The organism is Comamonas piscis, assembly GCF_014109725.1.
GTDB lineage: Bacteria > Pseudomonadota > Gammaproteobacteria > Burkholderiales > Burkholderiaceae_C > Comamonas > Comamonas piscis.
In genome coordinates this window covers 1,532,665-1,553,990 of record NZ_CP058554.1, presented here as the reverse complement: position 1 = coordinate 1,553,990, position 21,326 = coordinate 1,532,665, and the positions used below count along the sequence as shown (strand labels likewise).

The 21,326-nt window shown below is 62.6% G+C and carries 20 protein-coding genes; 6 read left to right on the top strand and 14 right to left on the bottom strand.

What is annotated here, in order from left to right:
• Positions 1-16: 16 nt before the first annotated feature.
• Genes HS961_RS06865 through HS961_RS06850 form a run of 4 tightly spaced genes read right to left on the bottom strand, consistent with a single transcriptional unit; the run spans position 17 to position 3,615 of the window.
• The gene (locus HS961_RS06865) at positions 17-2,284 is read right to left on the bottom strand and encodes a methyl-accepting chemotaxis protein (RefSeq protein ID WP_238347817.1); all 2,268 of its coding nucleotides are present in this window, start codon (positions 2,282-2,284) and stop codon (positions 17-19) included.
• 38 nt (positions 2,285-2,322) lie between these two features.
• Positions 2,323-2,850, bottom strand: a complete 528-nt coding sequence (locus HS961_RS06860; RefSeq protein ID WP_182326996.1) for a chemotaxis protein CheW — start codon at positions 2,848-2,850, stop codon at positions 2,323-2,325.
• A 3-nt stretch (positions 2,851-2,853) separates the two neighbouring features.
• The gene (locus tag HS961_RS06855) at positions 2,854-3,219 is read right to left on the bottom strand and encodes a response regulator (protein ID WP_272956290.1); all 366 of its coding nucleotides are present in this window, start codon (positions 3,217-3,219) and stop codon (positions 2,854-2,856) included.
• A 9-nt stretch (positions 3,220-3,228) separates the two neighbouring features.
• Positions 3,229-3,615, bottom strand: a complete 387-nt coding sequence (locus HS961_RS06850) for a response regulator (RefSeq protein ID WP_021027286.1) — start codon at positions 3,613-3,615, stop codon at positions 3,229-3,231.
• Positions 3,616-3,920: 305 nt separating this feature from the next.
• Here HS961_RS06850 and thiD point away from each other — a divergent pair, with 305 nt between their 5' ends.
• Positions 3,921-4,874 (top strand): bifunctional hydroxymethylpyrimidine kinase/phosphomethylpyrimidine kinase, encoded by a 954-nt coding sequence (thiD, locus tag HS961_RS06845; protein WP_238347816.1) that lies wholly within the window; start codon positions 3,921-3,923, stop codon positions 4,872-4,874.
• 68 nt (positions 4,875-4,942) lie between these two features.
• Complete coding sequence (hemL, locus tag HS961_RS06840) at positions 4,943-6,241, top strand: glutamate-1-semialdehyde 2,1-aminomutase (protein WP_182326994.1); 1,299 nt, start codon at positions 4,943-4,945, stop codon at positions 6,239-6,241.
• Between the two features lie 85 nt (positions 6,242-6,326).
• On the opposite strand, the gene HS961_RS06835 is transcribed toward hemL, so the two are convergent.
• The 5 genes from HS961_RS06835 to dusB form a co-directional block, all read right to left on the bottom strand.
• Entirely contained in the window at positions 6,327-7,034 is a 708-nt protein-coding gene (locus HS961_RS06835) for a Bax inhibitor-1 family protein (protein ID WP_182326993.1), read from the bottom strand.
• Positions 7,035-7,180: 146 nt separating this feature from the next.
• On the bottom strand, positions 7,181-7,669 hold the full coding sequence (locus HS961_RS06830; RefSeq protein ID WP_182326992.1) for a c-type cytochrome: 489 nt from the start codon (positions 7,667-7,669) through the stop codon (positions 7,181-7,183).
• Between the two features lie 138 nt (positions 7,670-7,807).
• On the bottom strand, positions 7,808-9,406 hold the full coding sequence (gene purH, locus HS961_RS06825) for a bifunctional phosphoribosylaminoimidazolecarboxamide formyltransferase/IMP cyclohydrolase (RefSeq protein ID WP_182326991.1): 1,599 nt from the start codon (positions 9,404-9,406) through the stop codon (positions 7,808-7,810).
• A 77-nt stretch (positions 9,407-9,483) separates the two neighbouring features.
• Positions 9,484-9,717, bottom strand: coding sequence for a Fis family transcriptional regulator (locus HS961_RS06820; protein ID WP_021027292.1), 234 nt, complete (start codon positions 9,715-9,717; stop codon positions 9,484-9,486).
• Complete coding sequence (gene dusB, locus HS961_RS06815; protein WP_182326990.1) at positions 9,714-10,787, bottom strand: tRNA dihydrouridine synthase DusB; 1,074 nt, start codon at positions 10,785-10,787, stop codon at positions 9,714-9,716. The genes HS961_RS06820 and dusB overlap by 4 nt, the downstream gene beginning before the upstream one ends.
• 307 nt (positions 10,788-11,094) lie before the next feature.
• Between dusB and HS961_RS06810 the strand changes: the two genes are divergently transcribed.
• Positions 11,095-11,628: a YqaA family protein gene (locus HS961_RS06810; RefSeq protein WP_182326989.1), complete on the top strand. Its 534-nt coding sequence runs from the start codon at positions 11,095-11,097 to the stop codon at positions 11,626-11,628.
• Between the two features lie 26 nt (positions 11,629-11,654).
• On the opposite strand, the gene HS961_RS06805 is transcribed toward HS961_RS06810, so the two are convergent.
• From HS961_RS06805 to HS961_RS06785, 5 genes are all read right to left on the bottom strand, one after another.
• Positions 11,655-12,647, bottom strand: coding sequence for a tripartite tricarboxylate transporter substrate binding protein (locus HS961_RS06805; protein WP_182326988.1), 993 nt, complete (start codon positions 12,645-12,647; stop codon positions 11,655-11,657).
• 51 nt (positions 12,648-12,698) lie between these two features.
• Positions 12,699-13,568: a carboxylating nicotinate-nucleotide diphosphorylase gene (gene nadC, locus HS961_RS06800; protein ID WP_182326987.1), complete on the bottom strand. Its 870-nt coding sequence runs from the start codon at positions 13,566-13,568 to the stop codon at positions 12,699-12,701.
• A 151-nt stretch (positions 13,569-13,719) separates the two neighbouring features.
• Entirely contained in the window at positions 13,720-14,697 is a 978-nt protein-coding gene (locus HS961_RS06795) for an NUDIX hydrolase (protein WP_412101653.1), read from the bottom strand.
• Between the two features lie 258 nt (positions 14,698-14,955).
• Positions 14,956-16,050: a redox-regulated ATPase YchF gene (gene ychF / locus HS961_RS06790; RefSeq protein ID WP_182326986.1), complete on the bottom strand. Its 1,095-nt coding sequence runs from the start codon at positions 16,048-16,050 to the stop codon at positions 14,956-14,958.
• A gap of 89 nt (positions 16,051-16,139) precedes the next feature.
• On the bottom strand, positions 16,140-17,021 hold the full coding sequence (locus HS961_RS06785; protein ID WP_182326985.1) for an MOSC domain-containing protein: 882 nt from the start codon (positions 17,019-17,021) through the stop codon (positions 16,140-16,142).
• A 164-nt stretch (positions 17,022-17,185) separates the two neighbouring features.
• On the opposite strand from HS961_RS06785, the gene HS961_RS06780 reads away from it, so the two are divergent.
• From HS961_RS06780 to HS961_RS06770, 3 genes are all read left to right on the top strand, one after another.
• A complete protein-coding gene (locus HS961_RS06780) occupies positions 17,186-18,343 on the top strand; it encodes an FAD-dependent monooxygenase (RefSeq protein WP_182326984.1) in 1,158 nt (385 codons plus the stop codon).
• 214 nt (positions 18,344-18,557) lie between these two features.
• Positions 18,558-19,271, top strand: a complete 714-nt coding sequence (locus HS961_RS06775) for a DsbC family protein (protein WP_182326983.1) — start codon at positions 18,558-18,560, stop codon at positions 19,269-19,271.
• A gap of 118 nt (positions 19,272-19,389) precedes the next feature.
• Positions 19,390-21,225, top strand: a complete 1,836-nt coding sequence (locus tag HS961_RS06770) for a M61 family metallopeptidase (RefSeq protein ID WP_182326982.1) — start codon at positions 19,390-19,392, stop codon at positions 21,223-21,225.
• Positions 21,226-21,326 lie beyond the last annotated feature (101 nt).

Sequence of the window (21,326 nt, the reverse complement as noted above, 5' to 3'; positions counted from 1 at the left end):
AAACAGCAGGCATCGGTCAGGCAATCTTGAACCGAGACACCGACTGGCGCAGCTCCTCGGCCATTTGCGACAGCTCACGCACCTGCTGCGCCGTGGTACGGGTTCCATCACTGGTCTGCTCCGTCACCGCAAAAATATGCTGGATATTCTCCGCCACATCGTTGGCCTGAACCGCTTCGTCGGATGCAGAACGGGAAATCTGTTGAATCAGATCCGCCAGTTCGCGCGACACGCGGTCAATTTCGTTCAGTGCAGTACCGGCGCTGTCGGACAGACGGGCCCCTTCCACCACACCCTGGGTCGAGCGCTCCATAGCGGCCACGGCATCCTGGGTGTCGGTCTGAATGGCTTTCACCAGCACCGAGATCTGGCGCGTTGCATCGGCGGAACGTTCCGCCAGACGCTGCACTTCTTCGGCCACCACCGAGAAGCCGCGACCGGCTTCACCGGCCGAGGCGGCTTGAATAGCGGCATTCAGCGCCAGCACGTTGGTCTGTTCGGTAATGTCCGAGATCAGGTCGGTAATTTCACCAATTTCCTGCGAAGACTCACCCAGGCGCTTGATACGCTTGGAGGTGTCCTGGATCTGGTCACGGATGGAGTTCATACCACCGATCGCGTTGTCCACCGCTTGCAGACCGGACTCGGCAGCCATCAGCGATTTGCGCGCCACCGATGCCGACTCCTGCGCCTGGGACGACACGAGGTTAATACGGGTTGCCATGTCCAGAATGGACTTGCCGGTTTCGCGAATCTCGCGCAGCTGCTCGGTCGATGCGGCCAACAGCTCGGTCGAGGTGGCATCCACGGTCGAAGTGGTTTGCGCCACGCGGGTTGCCGTGTTCTGCACGCTGCCCACCAGCATGCGCAGCTCTTCCACCGTGTAGTTCACCGAGTCGGCAATCGCGCCGGTGATGTCCTCGGTCACGGTGGCTTCCTGGGTCAGATCCCCTTCAGCCACCGATTGCAGTTCGTTCATCAAACGCAAAATGGCGGCCTGGTTGGCGTCGTTGAGGCGCTTGGCCTCCTGCTCCTGGCGGGTCGCTTCTTGTTGCAGCGCTTCTGCAGAACGGCGGCGGTTCGAGCTGTCGGCCAGCTGCAAACGCACCAGGCCCCAGACACCCAAGCCCACCAGCAACGCAGCCAGCACAATGCCGACAAGGTACAGCCAGACACGGTCAGACCAGCTGTTCAGGTCCGCCTGCAGCACTTCCAGGCCCTTGCGCAGCGGATCGCTGGCGGACTGGATCGAGACTTCCGCCTCGCGCGCTTCCGAGATGCCCTTGAGGTTGCTCAGCACCGAAGAGCCGTCCTTCAAGGTGATGTCGTACTGGGCCGACAGCTCTTGCAGCTTGTCACGCACAGCGCCATCACGGGCGGGGCTCAGGCGCAACTCGGCGCTGCCGTTGAGCAGGCCGGCGACGATTTCCTTGAAGGTGTTCAAATCCTTGCCCAGCAAGAACACCGCTTCGGCATTGGCACCCGAGGCGCTTTGGAAGTCGTTGGCCGACTTGCCGATACGCTGGGTCAGCATGGCCAGCTGGCTGGCTGCTGCAATTTCAGCAGGCGGCGCTGCTTGTTGCAGCTTCAGGCTCACCACGGCCTCGCTCAGCTCGAGCAGGGTCTGGGTGTTTTTGTGAATAGCCTGCAAGTCTTTGTTCATTGCGACCAGCGAGGCTTTTTGCTTGACCACGGCATCGCTCTTGCTCGCAGTGCGGTCCGAGGCTTCCACCAGTGGCGCCAGCACCTCGGCGTAGGAGCTTCCCAGCGACTTGATCGCGGGGTCTTCCGAGCCCATGTTCAAGCCGTCGATGCTCTTCTTCAGAATCGACGAGGCTTCCGCCACTTCGACGAAGGCCAGTTCATTACCGTTGACGGCCTGGCCCACCGATTTGGCCAAGCGCTGCGACTGGGTCAAGGCCTGGCTGGTGGCGGCCAACTGGCCGCCGGTGGTGCGGGACTGCAAGATCGCCCAGACCGCCAGTGCAAAGAACACCACCAGACCCACGACCACGATGGTCAGCAGGTTCTTTTGGTGCTTGGCAGCCGGAGCCGTGCCGAGCACCGGCAGGGTTACCAGATCTTCGCCAACGGCTTCGCCGTCGACCAGCTGGACCATGTAGTCGTCCTGCGCAGCGGCGCCGGACGCGCTGCCAGCGCTCTTCGCTGATGGCACGCCGTCGCCGGTCGAGCCTTCGGAAAGCATTACCTGGTCACCATCTGGAAAGATGCTGACACCTGGGTCTGCCGCTTCTTCTTTGCGTTTGAATAGTTTGTTGAACATACAAATACTGAAAAGGATGACGCCGCGGAAGCCCCGCACTAAACCGTGATATCGAGAAAATCTGGCGCATTGGCCAGCAGCTGCAGGTTGAGTTCCTGCCACTGCTCGCCACTGGCGGATGTATAGAGCGCACCAAAAAATTCCGGCGCATCGGCCGGTTTGTCTTTGGATTGCGAAAAATCATTGCTGCCGCGCAAGCCTTCCAGCTGCTCGACAAACAGTGCGGCATTGACGCCCATCATGGGGTTGAGCGCGACGACCGAGGCCCCGGCGAACACCTGCTCACTGCGCGCGGCGGGCAAGCCCAACATGCGGGCCAAATCCACCACCGTCAACAAAATACCCCGGATGCTGGTCACGCCGAGCATCCAGGGCTTCGTATAAGGTACAGGCTCCACCCCGCTCCAGCCCAGCACTTCGCCGGACTGGCTCAAAGGCAGCAGAAAGTTCTTGCCACTGATCTTGACGGCCAGCCACGAGGCACCAACCGCTGTCTGGTTGCGGGCCTGGCTCAGGCGATCGGCCAGACGGGTTTGCAGCTCTCGCAAGTCTTCGCGCTGTGCCATGCCTTATCCCAGCGCCTCGATCTTGGCCTTGAGTTCGGCCGGATCCACCGGCTTGGTCACATAGCCACGTGCGCCTTGGCGCATGCCCCAGACCCGGTCGGTTTCCTGATTCTTGCTGGTGCACATGATGATCGGAATATCGGCATATTCCGGCGTGCGGGTAATCAGACGGGTCAGCTGAAAGCCGTTTTGTCCCGGCATCACTACATCCATCAGGATCAGGTCAGGGCGCTCTTCGGACAGGCGCAGCATGGCCTCGTCCGAATTTTGCGCAGTGCGCACCACCATACCCTGGCGTACAAGCAGATCACTCAAAAACATCAACTCAGTTTTTGAATCATCAACGATAAGAACTTTTTGAATAGGCACGACCCCTCCTTAACGCTCGGCAACGAAACGTCCGACGGTTTCCAGTAATTGATCTTTGGTAAATGGCTTGGTGAGGTAGTCTTCACAACCCACCATCCGTCCCCGGGCCTTGTCAAAGACGCCGTCCTTGGACGACAACATGACCACGGGTGTTGATGCAAAAGCATCATTGCGCTTGACGATGGCGCAGGTTTGGTAGCCGTCCAGTTTGGGCATCAGGATGTCGCAAAACACCATGTCCGGCTTGAAATCGTTGATTTTGGAGAGGGCATCGAAGCCATCTTCGGCAAGCAGCACTTCATAGCCGCCTTGCTTCAGAAAAATCTCAGCACTTCTGCGAATGGTATTGCTATCGTCAACCACCAATACCTTGAAGTTGTCTGCGGAAACTGTCACCGGCCACCCTCCTCATTGCATGTCATGAAATGTGAATGCACGCGGCAGCCAAGGCTGACAAAGCCCCTCCCACCCGTTTGCATTGATCACATGCGCCCTATTGGCAATTTTTCTTCGACGAATCCACATGTGCTGGAGATGCATTTTGCACCACTGCGCGTACACTGCACCCGTCGTCCCTGCTCCTAATTTTGAAAAGCTTACAGAGGCTTTACATAGAATGCAACGATTGTAGCTTTTCAACACAGTTTTGACGGTGATTCCTGCATCAATGTGCCCTATCTCGTTGACCTATGACATCCTCCTTGACAAACCAGCCAGAATCCAGCCCGAGCGAGAGCACCTTGGCCGCCACCATTGATACCGCCAGTATCCTGTGTTTCAACGCCAATGACCCCAGTGGCGCAGGCGGGACCAATGCCGATGCACTGGCCGTGGCCTCCATGGGTGGCCACCCTTGCACCGTGGTCACCGGTGCCCTGATCCGCGATACGCTCGACACCATCGATTTTTATGCGCTGCCAGATGATGCGGTACAACAACAGGCGCAGACTGTTTTGCAGGATATTCCGATCCGCGCGATCAAATTGGGCTTTCTGGGATCGATCGAAAATGTACGAGTGTGTGCAGAAGTAACCATCGACTACCCGGATCTGCCGGTGGTGGCTTATGTCACCGGTATGGCCTGGTGGGACAGTGAACTGATTGATGACTACCTGGATGCCTACCAGGAACTGCTGTTGCCGCAAGTAACGGTACTGGTCGGCGCCTATGGCCTGCTGTGGCGCTGGCTGCTACCCGACCGCACCTCCGAACACCGCCCCAGCCCCCGCGATATTGCCAAGGCCGCTGCCGAACACGGCGTGCCCTTTGTGCTGGTGACTGGCATTCCCACCCATGACCAGCATGTGGAAAACGTGCTCGCCTCGGCTGACACCATCTATGGCAGCGGCGAGTTCGAGCTGTTCGAAACCGAGTACATCGGTGCCGGCGACACCCTCAGCGCCGCGCTGACCGCCTTGCTCGCCACCGAGGTGCCCCTGAGCGATGCGACGGCCGAGGCCATGACCTACCTGGACAAATGCCTTGAAGGCGGGCTGCGCCCCGGCATGGGCAAGACCATTCCCGACCGCCTCTTCTGGGTGCATGCCGATGACGAAGACGAGGAAGAAGCGGGCGAGGAAGCGGGCGAGGAAGAGCCCGAGGACGCCGACGGCACGGCCGGCAGCACCCAAAACCTGCGCAATACACTGCAGTGAATACCGATTTGACAGCCCCGTGCTGTCGATTGGCCGACAATCCAAGGCCAGTCTAGTTGTGAGCCCCTATGTCGATTGATAAAAACGCCCAGTTGTTCGAACGTGCCCGCCAGGTCATCCCCGGTGGCGTGAACTCGCCCGTGCGGGCCTTCAATGCGGTCGGCGGCACGCCCGCCTTCATCGCCCGCGCCCAAGGCGCCCACCTGTTTGATGCGAATGACAAACAGTATGTGGACTACATCGGCTCCTGGGGGCCGATGATTTTGGGCCATGGCCATCCGCAGGTGCTGAGCGCTGTGCAAGCGGCCCTGCTGGAGGGCTTCTCCTTCGGTGCCCCCACCGAGCGCGAGATCGCGCTATCAGAAGCCATCCTGGCACTCATGCCCTCAATGGACATGGTGCGCCTGGTCAGCTCCGGCACCGAGGCGGGCATGAGCGCCATCCGCCTCGCCCGGGGCTACACCGGCCGCAACAAGATCCTCAAGTTCAACGGTTGCTACCACGGCCATGCCGATGCGCTGCTGGTCAAGGCTGGCTCCGGCCTGGCAACCTTTGGCGCCTCGTCGTCCGCCGGCGTGCCCGAGCATGTGGTGCAGGACACCATCGTTCTGGAATACAACGATATCGAGCAGCTGGAAGAAGCCTTTGCCAAGTACGAGGGCCAGATCGCCTGCGTGATCATGGAGCCGATCGCCGGCAACATGAACTTTGTGCGCGCCAGCACCGCCTTTACCCGCCGCATCAGCGAGCTGACCAAGGAACACGGCGCCTTGTTGATCTACGACGAGGTGATGACCGGCTTCCGTGTTGCCTTAGGCAGCGCCCAGAGCCTGTATGCGCAGCAGATTCCAGGCTTCCAGCCCGACATCACCGTGCTGGGCAAGGTGATTGGCGGCGGCATGCCAATGGCGGCCTTTGGTGCGCGCCGCGAGATCATGGAAAAACTCTCGCCGCTGGGCCCCGTCTACCAGGCGGGCACCTTGTCGGGCAACCCGATTGCCACCGCCTGCGGTCTGCAGACCCTGGCCTTGATCAGCCAGCCCGGCTTCCATGAGGCGCTGCATGCCAAGACGGGCCAGCTGATGGCGGGCCTCAAGGCCGAGGCCGATGCGGCTGGCGTGCCTTTCAGCGTGGACCACCAGGGCGGCCTGTTCGGCTTCTTCCTGCTGCCCGAGCTGCCCAGCCACTACGAAGCGGTGATGAAGAGCGACAAGCCGCTGTTCAACAAGTTCTTCCACGGCATGCTGTCGCGCGGCCACTACTTTGCACCGGCGCTGTACGAGGCGGGCTTTGTCAGCAGCGCGCATACCGATGCCGACATCCAGGCCACCATCGAAGCCGCCCGCGAAGTTTTCAAGACCTTGTAAAGCCGCTTACTCCCCTTCGCCAGGCAACTGGCAGGCACAAAAAAACCTCGGCATGCCGAGGTTTTTTGTGGTCTGTCGCAGGCAATCAGTCGTCGCTGCCGCCCAGTTGCATGATCAGGCGCAGCACATACCAGAACAGCATGGCCACTGAGGCAAACAGGTGCAGCGCAGCGCCAGCGGGGCGGTCTGCAGGGTAGTGGCGCATGATCTGCGAGGTGTCATACAGCACGCAAGCGCCAGCAAACAGCACCATCGCGCCGGAGAACCAGATGCCCAGCTTAAAGCCGAACACGACGCCGGCCAGGATGATGCCGATGGCCACCAGGCCACCAATCTTCAGGAAACCGCCCAGGAAGGAGAAGTCCTTCTTGCTGGTGAATGCGGTGAAGGTCAAACCCGCCACCAAGGCCAGCGTGGCGACCGAGGCAGCCTGGATCGAGCCCGGTGCCACGATGCTGGCCATGGCCAGCATGGGCGCGAAGATCAGCGACTCAGCGAATACAAAGCCGCCCAGCGCCAGATACTGAACGCCGGTGCTTTCGGAATTGTCTGCCGCATTGGTGGCCAGCCAGGCCACAACCATGAAGGCGCCCATGACAGCCAGCCAGCCCCACTTGCTGACGCCCAGCATTTTCAGCATCGCAAACGATGCGCCGCTGGCGTACAGGCCAAACGACAGCACGGCAAAAGCCAAGATGGCCACCGCCAGATGGCTGTAGGCCGCCTTGATAAATTGACCACGGCTGTTCGCCTCAGAAAGGCCTCCGTGGCCGGCGTATTCGGGAAAGTTCATGCATCCTCCTTCAGGTCTATGTCGTGGCAGTATCGCAGATTTGCTTTACAAAGCATGGCCTTTCCAGACCCCGCCTACGGACATTGCCGCCCGTGCGCAAAAAAGCCCGCTGCAGCGGGCATGAGAATGGTTTGCAAGCGCCGTCATCAAGGCGGGCTGGCGGCAGGGTCCTTGGGAGGGCCCAGCGCCATCAGCCAAGCGGCCATCAGTTCGGCCTGCTCTTGTGTGACCTGCGGGTGGCGCGGCATCACGATACGGCCCCATTCGCCGACGCTGCCTTCGCGGATCTTGCTCGCCAGGTAAGGCACGGCGTCGTCACGGCCCGCATAGCGCTTGGCGATGTTTCTGAAACCCGGGCCCACGATATCCAGCTCTACCGTGTGGCAACGCATGCAGTCCCCGCCCCGGGTGACCAGATCGCGCCCTTTTTGCAGCTGGGGGCTGGCTTCAACCAGGCGGTCAGCGGCCGTGACCTCTGGCTTGGGCCGGATGATCAGCCGGCCAATATTGAGCATGCCCAGGCCCACCACCAGTGCAAAGGCCACGATCAACACACCCAGCCAGCGCGAGCGGCGCGGTGGTTCGTTGTCCAGGTCAGATTCGGGAGGCGGGTCTTGGTGCTGCGGATCGCTCATGGCTGGGAGAGGCTTGGGGTCGGCGCTGAAAACAAGCCGGCGAACCCGAGGGTTGCCGGCGCATGGGAATGGCTTCAAGCAAGGTCAACCCGCCCGCAGCCAATAGCGGCAGCGCCTTGGCAGGCGCCGCATGAACTATCAATGGCGGAAGTGGCGCACACCGGTAAACACCATGGCCACGCCGCGCTCATTGGCGGCATCGATCACTTCCTGGTCGCGCATCGAGCCACCAGGCTGGGCCACGCAGGTGGCGCCGGCATCGACGACGACATCCAGGCCGTCACGGAAGGGGAAGAAAGCATCCGACGCGACGACGGTGTTCTGCAGCGAGAGCTTGGCCGCTTCTGCCTTGATCGACGCGATACGTGCCGAATCCAGGCGCGACATCTGGCCCGCACCCACGCCCATGGTCATGCCGTTCTTGCAGAACACGATGGCATTGGACTTGACGAACTTGGCGACCTTCCAGGCAAACAGCAGGTCTTGCAGTTCTTCTGGGGTCGGCTGCTTAATGGTGACGACCTTCAGGTCGGCCAGTTGCAGCTCATGGTTGTCGGCGGTCTGCAGCAGAATGCCCGAGCCCACGCGCTTGGATTCAATGGCGTTGCGGCCTTGCTCCCAATCGGTCTTGCCACCCGCAGGCAGCGCCAGCTTCATCAGCCGCACATTGACCTTGGACTTGAAGATCTCCAACGCCTCAGCGCTGAAGTCTGGGGCCATCAGCACCTCGACGAACTGCTTGGACACGGCCTCGGCCGCTGCCTTGTCCACTGCGCGGTTGAAGGCGATGATGCCGCCAAAAGCGCTGGTCGGGTCGGTCTGGAAGGCCTTGGAGTAGGCTTCAAACGCATCAGCACCCACGGCCACGCCGCAAGGGTTGGCGTGCTTGACGATCACGCAGGCCGGCACGTCAAAGCTCTTGACGCATTCCCAGGCGGCATCGGCATCGGCGATGTTGTTGTAGCTCAGTTCCTTGCCTTGCAGCTGCACGCCCGTGGCCAGCGAGCCGGGTGCGGGGTACAGATCGCGGTACCAGGCAGCTTGCTGGTGGCTGTTTTCGCCATAGCGCAGATCCTGGATCTTGATGAACTGGCCGTTGCTCTGGCCGGGGAAGGCGGCACGCTCGGGCACGTATTCCTCGGACAGCTTTTCGTCTTCGAACGTGACCGACGACAGGTAGTTGCTGATCGCGCCGTCATACTGGCTGATGCGGTTGAATGCGGCCACCGACAGCGCAAAGCGCAGCTTGTCGGACAGTTTGCCAGCGGCTTTCAACTCGGCGAGCACGGCATCGTACTGGTCGGCGGCGGTGATCACGCCCACATCCTTCCAGTTCTTGGCAGCGGAGCGCACCATCGCAGGGCCACCGATGTCGATGTTCTCGATGGCATCGGCCAAGGTGCAACCGGCCTTGGCCACGGTCGCTTCAAAGGGGTAGAGGTTCACCACCAGCAGGTCGATGGTCTCAATGCCGTGTTCCTTCAGCGCCGCCATGTGCTCGGGCAGTTCGCGGCGGGCCAGCAGGCCGCCATGCACCATCGGGTGCAGGGTCTTGACGCGGCCGTCGAGCATCTCGGGGAAGCGGGTGACCTCGGCCACCTCGGTGACTGGCAGACCCTTGTCAGCCAGCAGCTTGGCGGTGCCGCCGGTGGACAGCAGTTGTACTCCCAGCGCGTGCAGGGCCTGGGCAAACTCGACAATACCGGTTTTGTCGGAAACGGAAATCAGGGCTTTCATGTCAATCACTTCAAAGATAGAAACAGGCTTGTGCCGCTTGCGCAGCGGGCGCAAGCAGCACTGAATTCATTGGGGGTTCAGAGCATCTTGTGCTCGACCAGCTTCTTGCGCAGGGTGTTGCGGTTCAGGCCCAGCCATTCGGCCGCACGCGACTGGTTGTTGTCGGCGTGGTTCATCACCACCTCCAGCATCGGGCGCTCCACCATGCGCACCACCATCTCGTACACGCGGTCCGGCACTTCGCCTTCCAGATCCTGGAAATAGGTCTGCAGGCTGTCCCGCACGGACTGCTCAATCGTCGTCTTACTCATACAAAATCATCACTCATTGTTGTTGCTTGGGCCATCGCACTCCCGCTGGCCTCTTGTGCTTGCGCTGCGCCAGGCAGCCGGTCCATCTGCTGCCCGAGGGCCAGCAGGTAATCGGCTACAGCCTGCCATTGCGCCGCACTGTTTTCAATCAGATTCATCTCGCGCCTGAACGCATCGCCCCCCGGAAGATCGCGCACATACCAGGCAATGTGCTTGCGCGCCGAGCGCACGCCTGTGCTCTCGCCATACAGCGCATAGTGGTGCTGCAGGTGCTCCAGCAGATGGCGGCGCAGCTCGGCCACCAAAGGCGGCGCCAGCAGCTCGCCGGTCTGCAGAAAATGCACGATCTCGCGAAAAATCCAGGGGCGGCCCTGGGCCGCGCGCCCCACCATCACCGCGTCCGCTCCGGTAAAGGCCAGCACATCGCGTGCCTTGGCCGGGCTGGTGATATCGCCATTGGCGACCACCGGCACCGACACCGCCTGTTTGACGGCACGGATCGTGTCGTACTCCGCCAGGCCCCGGTAACCCTGCTCGCGCGTGCGCCCATGCACGGTGAGCATCTGGATGCCCGCCTGCTCAAACTGGCGCGCCAGCTGCACGGCGTTCTTGTGGTCATCGCTCCAGCCGGTGCGCATCTTGAGGGTCACCGGCACGCCATGGGGGGCCGCAGCCTCCACCACAGCAGCGGCAATCTCCAGCGCCAGGGGCTCGTTCTGCATCAGCGCCGAGCCTGCCCATTTGTTGCAGACCTTCTTGGCTGGGCAACCCATGTTGATGTCGATGATCTGCGCGCCGCGCTCAATGTTGTAGACCGCTGCCTCGGCCATCATTGGCGCATCGGTGCCTGCGATCTGCACCGAGATCGGCCCGGGCTCGCCGACATGGTTGGCGCGGCGGCTGGTCTTGAGGCTGTCCCACAGGTCCTTGCGGCTGGTGACCATCTCGCTCACGGCATACCCCGCCCCCAGCGCCTTGCACAGCTGGCGAAAAGGCCTGTCCGTCACGCCCGCCATGGGCGCCACAAACACGTTGTTGGCCAGAGTATAGGGACCGATGCGGACGGACATGGAATGCAAAAAGCGAGCACTTCGCCACCGAAGTGCTGGATGTTGTGGTGAGGGGAAGGGGCAGATTGTACTGCTTAAAAAAGCAGCAAACATCCAATCTACCCGCTTGACATTTGGGAATGCTCAAATTTTGAGCGATGGCGCACCACCCGCCTGCGGCCGGAGACAGCGCTTTGCGGCCACGGTGGATGTACATGCCCTGTCGCCGCAAGGGCCTATTTGGCAGGCCGTTTTCGGCCTCTTGGCTGACACAGCACCGGCTAGCAGCGCCGCTTCCTGGCACACCCCAACCGCTACACTGGCTGCCATGGAAGTTTGGATTCAACAGTTGCTGGCATGGCTGGCCTTGCCGCAGTTCGGGCTCAGCACGGTGTTTATCGTCGCCCTGATCTCGGCCACCTTGCTGCCCCTCGGGTCCGAGCCCGCTGTGGCCGGCTTGCTACACCTCAACCCTGATCTGTTCTGGCAGGCCATCTTGGTGGCGACCGCCGGCAATACCCTGGGCGGCGCCATCAGTTGGTGGACCGGCGCGCTGGCCCGCACCGCCTGGTACAAGGCACGCAGCTTGCGCCAAGTAGGGCTTGAGCCCGCAGACGCCGCCAAGCCACCCGCCCCACCCAACAAACAAAGCCGCCACCAACGCATGGCCCGCGTCTGGCTGCGCAAATTCGGCGCCAAGGCCTGCCTGCTCAGCTGGTTGCCCATCATCGGAGATCCGCTCTGCGCCGTGGCCGGTTGGCTGCGCCTGCCGTTCTGGCCCTGTGTGTTCTATATGGCGATTGGCAAGTTTCTGCGCTACCTGGTGATGACGGCCACGATCCTGCACTTCTGGCCGTCTTGAAGGGTCGGCTTTCAGCGCTGGGCTGGCTAATCCACCCGCAAACCCAGCTGCTGCGCCACGGCGGCATAGCGGTCGATATCGCTGTTAATCACCCGCCCAAACTCTGCCGCACTTTGCTGCAACGGCGTATAGCCTTGCTCGCGCAGCGATGCCTGCATCGCCGGCTCCGCCAGGATCTGCGCCAATACCGCATGCATGCGCTGCACCACCGCATCGCTGGTGGCAACCGGCGCCAACAGACCATGCCACTGCTCCACGCTAAAACCGGCGGCACCTTGCTCAGCGACAGTAGCTACCTGCGGCCACTGCGCCAGGCGCTGCGGCGAGGTGATGGCTATGGCGCGCACGCGGCCGGCCTCGATCAACGGCGCTGCGCTGCTGGCGGTGACCATGCCCATGGCGACCTGGCCGGCGGCCACGGCGGTGATGGCCGGCCCGCAGCCCTTGTAGGGAACATGTTGCAAGTGCAGCTGCGTGGCCTGGGCCAGCATTTCGCCGGCCATGTGCTGGGGCGTGCCATTGCCGCAAGAGGCAAAGGGCAGCGGTAGCTGTTGCGCCGAGGCGCGCACATCGGCCAGGCTGTGCAGTGCACTGGCCTGCGGCACCACCAGCACCGATGCGATCGTGCCCACATTGAACACAGCCTTGAAATCGCGTCGCGGGTCAAAATCCAGCTGACGGTACACGGCGGGGTTGATCGCAAACGAGCTGTTCACCATCAGCCAGCTGCTGCCATCGCCCGGGGCCTCCGCAACATGGCGCGCGCCAATATTGCCGCTGGCGCCGGGGCGGTTTTCCACCACCACGGTCTGGCCCGTGCGCTGCTGCAAGGCGGCGCCCAGTTTGCGCGCCAGCAAATCGGTGCCGCCGCCGGGCGGAAAGGTCACCACGATGGTGATGGGCTTGTCAAAGCGGGCTGCCGCCATGCTGCTGCCGCCCTGCCACAGACCGGTGGCCAAGCAGGCGGCCATGGCGGCCGCCAGCCACCACCATGAAAAGCGTTGGAGAACGCGGGACATCACAGGCCTCCTTCCAAGTTATGCAGGGTGCTCAGTGGGTAAGGGGCCGGCTCAGGCATCCAGACCAATGTCCAGCACCTTGGCGCTGTGCGTGAGCCAGCCCACTGCGATCTGGTCTACGCCGGTGGCGGCCACTTGGGGCGCGGTTTCGGGTGTGATGCGGCCCGATGCCTCGGTGACCGCCTTGCCCCGGCACATGGCCACCGCCGTGCGCAAGGTTTCCAGATCCATGTTGTCCAGCAGCACCACATCCACCCCCAGCTGCAATGCGGCATCGAGCTGCGCGAGCGTGTCCACTTCAAGCTCGATCTTGACCATATGGCCGACGCCGGCCCGGGCGCGGCCGACGGCGGTGGCCACATCGCCAGCCAGCGCAATGTGGTTGTCCTTGATCAACACGGCATCGTCCAGCCCAAAGCGGTGGTTGCTGCCGCCGCCCACACGCACGGCGTACTTTTGCAGCGCACGCAGGCCTGGCATGGTCTTGCGCGTGCAGGTCACCCGCGTGCCATAAGGCTGAATGGCCTGGGCGATCGAATAGGTGGCGCTGGCCACACCACTCAAATGGCAGAGGTAGTTCAGCGCCGTGCGCTCTGCCGTCAAGATCGCCCGGCTCTTGCCGTGGATGCGGGCGATCTCCATGCCTGGCGCCAGCACCGTGCCATCGCCGCACAGCGGCTCAAACACCAGGCCGCTGTCCAGCAGATGAAAGGCCAGCCGCGCCAGATCCAGCCCGGCCAGCACGCCCGCTTGCCGCGCCACCAGGCGCAGGCTGTCCTTGGCATCGGCCGGCACGATGGTGTCGGTCGTCAGGTCACCGGCGCGGCCAAGGTCTTCCAGCAGGGCCATGCGGACCAGCGGCTCCAGCATCACATCGGGCAGAGGCGGGATCGGCAGCGCAGCGGTTTGGTTAATGCTCATTTTGAGTATTTAGAGGATAAAAAAAAAAAGGAGTGCCAGCCTTGCAGCAGCCGCACACACACTTATGCTAAATATGAGTATAAATATTGTCAAGGCCTGGCGCTGAAGGCATGTCACCCCCGTTGCCACCTTCAAAAATGGATCAGGATGATCAGCTGCGCGCCAACGGCAGCTTGTTGCCCGCAATGGCGCGTTCTACCAGCACATTGCGGCGAAAGCGAAACAGCTTGGCGGGGCGGCCTGCGCCCTGGCTGCTGATCTCGCCGGTCTCTTCGACCAGCGCCTGCTGCTCGATCAGCCGGCGAAAGTTCTGCTTGTGCAGGCTGCGCCCGGCCAGCGATTCCACGGTCTGCTGCAGCTGCAGCAGCGAGAAACTGTCGGCCATCAGCTCAAACACTACCGGTCGGTACTTGATCTTGGCCCGCAGCCGCGCCATGCCGGTGGCCAGAATGCGGCGGTGGTCATTGCGCATCGCCGTGCCCAGCAAGGTCTGGCCTTGGGGCGAGCGCATGCCATCGCGCCAGGCCTCTGCCACCAGGCCTGCTTCAAACAGCAGCTCGTAGCGCTGCAGCACCAGCTCTTCGTTCCAATCGCTGTCCTCCAGGCCGAAAGTCACACAGGCCCGCTCCCAACGCGCGCCTGCCGCCGCCTTGCCCGTTGCTTGCGCAGCCCAGGCCTGCAAGGCGGGCGCAATGCGCTGGTCCAGGATCGCGGGCGCGCCACTGCGCCAGTCCTCCCAGGGGAAATAGCGGTACCAGTCCTGCCAGCCCGACTGGGCCTGACCGGCATCGTCTAGCTCGCGCGTCAATGCCAGGTAGCTGATGGAGATGGCGCGCATGCCCAGCTCCTGCGAGCGGTCGCCGTCGGCAAAGGTGTAGAGCTGCTCGACAAAGCCCAGCGGGTGGTGGGTCTGCGTCTCCACCCAGGCCCGCAGGCTGGCCTGCAGCGAGCGGTGGTTGGCGGTAAAAAGCCCTGCCGGCAAGGTCTCACCCGCCTGCGTGGTCAGGATGCGCGGCTGGCCACCCGTCACCGCCACCAGCACCGCAACCAGATCGGCCTGCACCGAATGCTGCTCGGGCTCTGCGGCGCTCGGCGCGAGGGGCACATCGGCTGCAGTGGCTTGTGTGATGGCGGCAGGGGAGGTCACCAGATGGGGGCTTTCAACAATAGATGGCGTGGGCTGCGCTCGCTGCAGGCGCCAACAAGGCCGCTATCTGGCGAGCAGCGGCTATCTTATAACGGCTTGCAGCGCCGCTCTGCCATCCCGCTGCCACATGCGCATAACGGCAACACGCCATAAAAAAGCCCGCTGACGCGCAGCGGGCTCGTGGGGTTCCGACTGCCAGCACGCAGCGAATGCCTGCGGGCAGTGTCGTCGCCGAAACGGTCAGACGTTGAACAGGAAGTTCAGCACATCGCCATCCTTGACGATGTATTCCTTGCCTTCGGCGCGCATCTTGCCCGCTTCCTTGGCACCTTGTTCACCCTTGTACTGGATGTAGTCTTCAAAGGCGATGGTCTGGGCACGGATAAAGCCGCGCTCGAAGTCGCCGTGGATGACGCCTGCTGCCTGGGGCGCGGTGGCACCGACGGGAACGGTCCAGGCGCGCACTTCCTTCACACCGGCGGTGAAGTAGGTTTGCAGACCCAGCAAGGTGAAGCCCGCGCGGATCAGGCGGTTCAGGCCAGGTTCTTCCAGGCCCATTTCCTCCAGGAACATGTCGCGGTCTTCGTCGCCCATTTCGGACATTTCTGCCTCGATCTTGGCGCAGATGGCGACCACGGGCGCACCCTGGGCCGCGGCATAGGCCTTGAGGCTGTCGAGCAGCGGGTTGTTCTCAAAGCCGTCTTCGCTGACGTTGCCAACAAACATCGCTGGCTTGGCGGTGATCAGGCAGAACTGCTTGAGCAGCGGTGCATCTTCCTTGGACACGGGCACGATGCGGGCGGGTTGACCCTGGTCGAGCGCGGCCTGAATGGGGGTCAGCAATGCCACCACCTTGGCGGCTTCCTTGTCGTTGCCCGACTTTGCCGCCTTGCTGTAGCGGTTCAGCGCCTTGTCCACGGTGGCCAGGTCGGCCAGGCAGAGTTCGGTCTGGATCACTTCGATATCGGCGATCGGGTCGACCTTGTTGGCCACGTGGATCACGTTCGGGTCTTCAAAGCAGCGCACCACGTTCACGATGGCGTCGGTTTCGCGGATGTGGGCCAGGAACTGGTTGCCCAGGCCTTCGCCCTTGGAGGCGCCTGCCACCAAGCCGGCAATGTCGACAAACTCCACGATGGCCGGAACCACGCGCTCGGGCTCTACGATCTTGGACAGCTGGTCCAGGCGCGGATCAGGCACTTCCACCACGCCGGTGTTGGGTTCGATCGTGCAGAAAGGATAGTTTTCGGCGGCAATCCCTGCCTTGGTCAACGCATTAAAAAGGGTGGACTTGCCAACATTGGGCAAACCGACGATGCCGCATTTGAGGCTCATGGCAGTGCTTTCTCTATACTTTCGGACAAACCCGGCATTTTAAGCTGACTGCGTAGCAGTGGTGAATCCAGGCGTATTAACGGGGAGCATCAGTCAAACTGCAAGGCACCGCCGACGGCGTCGCCCACCCGCAGCACCCCGCCCGTGCCCGCCGGCACATAGGCATTCATGCCAAAGGTCACGGCGCCATCCAGGCGGTCATCGTGGCGGTAGGTCTGCAAGGTGTCGGTCACCTGGGTGCCGCTGGCAGCAGTGGCTGGGTCAATGTCAGGGATGGGGCAGCGCGCGCAGGGTTTGACCAGGGGCAGATCGGCCCACTGCTGGCTGCCCGGGCCGCCTTGCTGCACAGACAGGCTTTCGATGCGGTCTTCGTCATGGGACTGGAAGCCGTCAACGACGATATTGGCGCGAAAGCGCTCTGCGACCACCGGCACTTCGCCCGCTTGGGTCAGGCGCGCGTTGAGCTCATCGACTGAGGCCTGGCTGACCACCAGCACCGGAAAGCCATCGGCAAACTGCGTAGGCGCATCCACACCGCGCGTCCACTTTTTGCTGGACAGCCTCAGGGCCTGCGGAGCCATGCGTACTAAGTAGCACTCGGTCTGCAGGAACGCGCTGAACCAGGCATTGACCGCATCGGGCGCCTGCAGGCCTGCTACCCGGTCATCCCAGACGCGCACCTCACGTTCGGGGCCGTCAAAGGCCATATCGACCGTGAGGGGCTCCATGCCCGGGGCGGTCACCGTCATCACCCCATCGCCAATGGCAGGCTGTACCAGCACCATGCGCGCAATCTCGCGCTGCGAGATGAACTCGCCCCGCGCATCGACCAGCATGAAGGCACGGTCATGCTCCAGGCCGGTTGCCAGCAGGCGCGCGCTTTGCACGGCAATGCCTGCGCAGGATTTGATGGGAAAAACCCACAATTGGCCAATATGGCCGGTGACATCAAAAAAATCGGTATTTGCCATGCTGCTCTGCGCCTGGGTTGATTCTGGGCAAAGCACACTGTAACTACTTCAAGGCCCCGAGCCTAGGGGAAGAGCGCCGGATCTTGCCAAACGGTGTGCAGACCCCTTCGGCGAGTCGTACCGGCGCCGCTGCCGCCACAGTGCCCCACTACAATAGATCGCTTATGGCTTCTGAATTCGACGTTTGTATCCGTGGCGCGGGCATTGTGGGCCGCAGCTTGGCATTGTTGCTGGCGCGCGAGCGCATGCGCGTGGCCCTGGTGGACACGGCGCCAGCGCCCAGCAACAGCGGCCATGGCGACGTGCGCGCCTATGCCCTCAACCAGCTCTCGCGCGAGGTGCTGCAATCGGTGCGCAGCTGGCCCGAGGCGCAGTACGCCACCCCCGTGACCCGCATGGACGTCTATGGCGACCAAGGCGGCGAGGTGCATTTTGATGCGGCGCAGCAGCATACCGAGGCGCTGAACTGGATTGTGGATGTGCCCGCCCTCGAAGCGCAGCTGGCCGCCGCCGTGCGCTACCAGCCGATGGTAGAGACGGTCACCAGCCCGGTCGATGCGCGCCTGACGGTGGTCTGCGAAGGCAAGCACAGCCGCACCCGCGAAGAATTTGGTGTGGAGTTCACGACCATTCCCTACCACCAGACGGCAGTCGCCACCCGCCTGCGCTGCGAGCGCCCGCACGGCCAAGCCGCACGCCAGTGGTTCTCTGCAGCTGGCGATATCTTGGCGTTTCTGCCCCTAGGCGGACCGGAGGGCCATGAAGTGGCCGTCGTGTGGTCGCTGCCGGTCAGCCAGGTGGATGGCGTCAAGGCACTGGATGACGCTGGTCTGGCGATGGCGCTGGGATCAGCGAGCCAGGGCATGCTGGGCCAGCTGACGGTTTGCGCCGAGCGCGCTGCCTGGCCGCTGCAGCAATCGGTGGCCCGCCAGTGGTGCGGCCCCTTGCCAGGCAGCAACACGCAACAGACCGCCCAGGCCAAAAGCTGGGTCTTGGCCGGCGACAGCGCCCATACCGTACACCCTTTGGCGGGCCAGGGCCTGAACCTGGGCATGGCCGATATTGCCGCGCTGGCCCGTTTGCTGACCAGCGAAGATGCGCGCTGGCGCCGCCTGTCCGACCTGCGCCTGCTGCGCCGCTATGAGCGCGAGCGCAAGGCGCGCCTGGCCCCCATCGGTTTGGCGATGGACAGCATTCAACAATTGTTTACCAGGCCGGAGATGCCTCTGCAGAACCTGCGCAACTGGGGAATGCGGGGCTTTGAGAGCAGCGGCCCCTTGAAAACCTGGGTCACCCGCCAGGCCATGGGAGTGAACTTTTAGCGCCCATCTGGTACAAACCGCTGTTCGGCTAGAAGCCGCTTGCAGTACCAAAATGTTAATAATCGCGGGGGTTTAGCGCTGACCCAGGCCTTCAGGCCGCAGCGCCACCGCTCTCCGCCAAGACTGACGTCGGGTACCACCAAGCGGCTTTCCATGCGTTGGGGCCTCTCCAGCGTTCTGGCTTTCCACTATCAAGATTCATAAAAGGTTTCCCATGCGAATTCTCTCTACCGTGTTGGCCAGTGCGGCCTTGGCGGCCAGTTTCTCTGCCAGCGCGCAAGAGGACGTGATCCGCAAGTCGCTTGCAGAGCGTATCCCTCAGTTGCAAAAGATCGACGAAGTCGTCGCCACGCCGATGCAGGGCCTGTACGAAGTGCGCGTGGGCACGGACCTGTTCTACAGCGATGCCAAGGGCAACTACCTGATCCAGGGCGAGTTGATCGACACCCAGGCGCACCGCAACCTGACCGAAGACCGCATCAACAAGCTGACCGCGGTGGACTTCAACAGCCTCAACCTGAAGGACGCGATCAAGACCGTCAAGGGCAACGGCTCGCGCAAGATTGCCGTGTTTGAAGACCCGAACTGCGGCTACTGCAAGCGCTTCGAGAAGGACCTGCAAAACGTCAAGGACGTGACGGTCTACACCTTCCTCTACCCGATCCTGAGCCCCGACTCGGTCGAGAAGTCGCGCAACATCTGGTGCGCGAAGGACCCGGCCAAGGAATGGGCCAGCCATATGCTCAAGGGCACCGATTCGCCCGCCGCTGCATCCAGCTGCGATGTGACCGCCCTGCAACGCAATATGGAATTCGGCCGCAAGTACAAGATCACCGGCACGCCGACGATCTTCTTTGCAGACGGCTCGCGCGTCCCCGGCGCCATCGGCTCGGATGACTTGGAAAAGCGCCTCAAGGCCATCAAGTAATTCTGGCGCTCTGCCGCCCCCTTTTTTTCCAGGCCCTTCGGGGCCTTTTTTGCGTCCATTGGCTGCGCAATCCCCAGGTCTGCACCCGCCCATGCAATTGGGGCTACGCTTGCAGGCTATGACCCAAAGCGCCTCCGCCGTGGCAGCCAATGCCATCCAGTACACCATCACGCCCATCGATCTGCATGCCCACCTCTACCAGGTGGTGCTCAACATCCCCCAGCCCAAGGCGATGCAAAGCCTGTCCTTGCCGGTGTGGATACCGGGCAGCTACCTGGTGCGCGAGTTCTCCAAATCGCTGCAAGGCCTGGGCGCCAGCCAAAGCGGGCAGTTGGTCGACATCCAGCAGCAAAACAAAAATACCTGGGTGGTGGACTGCAGCGCCGGCGAGCCCCTGACCCTCAGCTACCAGATTTGCGCCCACGACAGCTCCGTGCGCACCGCCTGGCTCGACAGCCAGCGCGGCTTTTTCAATGGCACCAGCGTTTTTCTTCGCGTGCATGGCAGCGAGGCGCTCTTGCAGGTTCTGCACGTTGAGCCGCCTGCCCAGCAGCCCCACTGGCAACTGGCAACCGGGCTGACCGCTGCACAAACCAACCCCCAAGGCTTTGGCCGCTACCACGCCAGCAGCTACGACGAGCTGGTGGACTGCCCGGTGGAGATGGGCCCATTCTGGAGTGCCGAGTTCATGGCCCATGGCGTGCCACACCGCTTTGTGGTGGCCGGGGCGCCGCCCAGTTTTGATGGTGCGCGGCTGATCGCCGATACCCAGAAGATCTGCGAGACCGAGATCCGGCTCTGGCATACCCGGGGCAAGCCGCCGTTTGAGCGCTATGTATTCATGCTCAATGCCATGGACGACAACTACGGTGGTCTGGAGCACAAGAACTCCACCGCGCTGATCTGCAGCCGGCGCGACCTGCCCCGCAAGGGCGACGCCAAGGCCAGCAGCGGCTACATCACCTTGTTAGGCCTCATCAGCCACGAGTACTTCCATACCTGGAACGTCAAGCGCCTGCGGCCGATGGAGCTGGCCAGCTACGACTATGAAAAAGAGAACTACACCGAGCTGCTGTGGTTCTTTGAAGGCTTTACCAGCTACTACGACGACCTGGTGCTGCGCCGCGCCGGTCTGCTGGACAACAGCCAGTACCTGAAGCTGCTCAACAAGACCATCAACCAGGTGCTGCAAACCCCGGGCCGCCATGTGCAAAGCCTGGCCGAATCGAGTTTTGACGCCTGGGTCAAGTACTACCGCCAGGACGAGAACACGCCCAACGCCACCGTCAGCTACTACACCAAGGGCTCGCTGGTTGCCCTGTGCCTGGACCTGAGCCTGCGCCGCGAAGGCCACGCCGGGCTCGACCAGGTGATGCGTGCGCTTTACCGCCGCTGCAAGGCCGGCCCCATGCGCGAGCAAGACCTGCTCGATGTGCTGGATGAACTGACCGACCGTAGCTGGGCCGCCGACATCCGCGCCTGGGTGCATGGCAAGCTTGATCTGCCGGTGGCCGCACTGCTGCAAGCCCATGGCGTGGACTGCCAGCCCGACACCCCGCAGATCGCCCAACAGCTGGGCTTGCGCGTGGCAGAAGGCGCGACAGGCATCGCCATCAAGGTGGTGCTGCGCGGTGGCACGGCCGAGGCGGCGGGCATGATGGCCGGCGATGAATGGCTGGGCATTGAGCCGCTGCAGGCCAACACCGACAGCATTGGCTGGCGCATCCACAAGCTGGACGACCTGCCGCTGTACGCTGGCGATGCCCAGCAGGTGCTGGCCCTGGTCGCCCGCGACAAGCGCCTGCTGCGCCTGCCGCTGCAACTGCCCCCGCGCGCCGCAGCGACCCCCGCCAAAGGCCGCAAAAAAGCCCCAAAAGCTGCCAGCAAGACCGATACCGTCACCTTGGCTGTCGCCGATGTGAACCGGGTCAACCTCTGGCTGGACGGGCGCTGACCAGGGGCAGCGAGCCGCCCACCTGCACCCAAAAAGCGCCATCTTGCGCGGCCTGCTGCGCCGCAGCAGCTGCCTTGGTGTAGGATGCCCTTCGACCATGC

Coding starts and splice junctions, on each gene's coding strand:
- dusB (WP_182326990.1), bottom strand. CDS start 10,787: ATGTCCGTCCGCATCGGTCCCTATACTCTGGCCAACAACGTGTTTGTG.
- HS961_RS06775 (WP_182326983.1), top strand. CDS start 18,558: ATGCGAATTCTCTCTACCGTGTTGGCCAGTGCGGCCTTGGCGGCCAGT.
- HS961_RS06860 (WP_182326996.1), bottom strand. CDS start 2,850: ATGGCACAGCGCGAAGACTTGCGAGAGCTGCAAACCCGTCTGGCCGAT.
- HS961_RS06865 (WP_238347817.1), bottom strand. CDS start 2,284: ATGTTCAACAAACTATTCAAACGCAAAGAAGAAGCGGCAGACCCAGGT.
- purH (WP_182326991.1), bottom strand. CDS start 9,406: ATGAAAGCCCTGATTTCCGTTTCCGACAAAACCGGTATTGTCGAGTTT.
- HS961_RS06810 (WP_182326989.1), top strand. CDS start 11,095: ATGGAAGTTTGGATTCAACAGTTGCTGGCATGGCTGGCCTTGCCGCAG.
- HS961_RS06805 (WP_182326988.1), bottom strand. CDS start 12,647: ATGTCCCGCGTTCTCCAACGCTTTTCATGGTGGTGGCTGGCGGCCGCC.
- HS961_RS06770 (WP_182326982.1), top strand. CDS start 19,390: ATGACCCAAAGCGCCTCCGCCGTGGCAGCCAATGCCATCCAGTACACC.
- HS961_RS06830 (WP_182326992.1), bottom strand. CDS start 7,669: ATGAGCGATCCGCAGCACCAAGACCCGCCTCCCGAATCTGACCTGGAC.
- HS961_RS06835 (WP_182326993.1), bottom strand. CDS start 7,034: ATGAACTTTCCCGAATACGCCGGCCACGGAGGCCTTTCTGAGGCGAAC.
- nadC (WP_182326987.1), bottom strand. CDS start 13,568: ATGAGCATTAACCAAACCGCTGCGCTGCCGATCCCGCCTCTGCCCGAT.
- HS961_RS06820 (WP_021027292.1), bottom strand. CDS start 9,717: ATGAGTAAGACGACGATTGAGCAGTCCGTGCGGGACAGCCTGCAGACC.
- ychF (WP_182326986.1), bottom strand. CDS start 16,050: ATGAGCCTCAAATGCGGCATCGTCGGTTTGCCCAATGTTGGCAAGTCC.
- hemL (WP_182326994.1), top strand. CDS start 4,943: ATGTCGATTGATAAAAACGCCCAGTTGTTCGAACGTGCCCGCCAGGTC.
- HS961_RS06780 (WP_182326984.1), top strand. CDS start 17,186: ATGGCTTCTGAATTCGACGTTTGTATCCGTGGCGCGGGCATTGTGGGC.
- HS961_RS06785 (WP_182326985.1), bottom strand. CDS start 17,021: ATGGCAAATACCGATTTTTTTGATGTCACCGGCCATATTGGCCAATTG.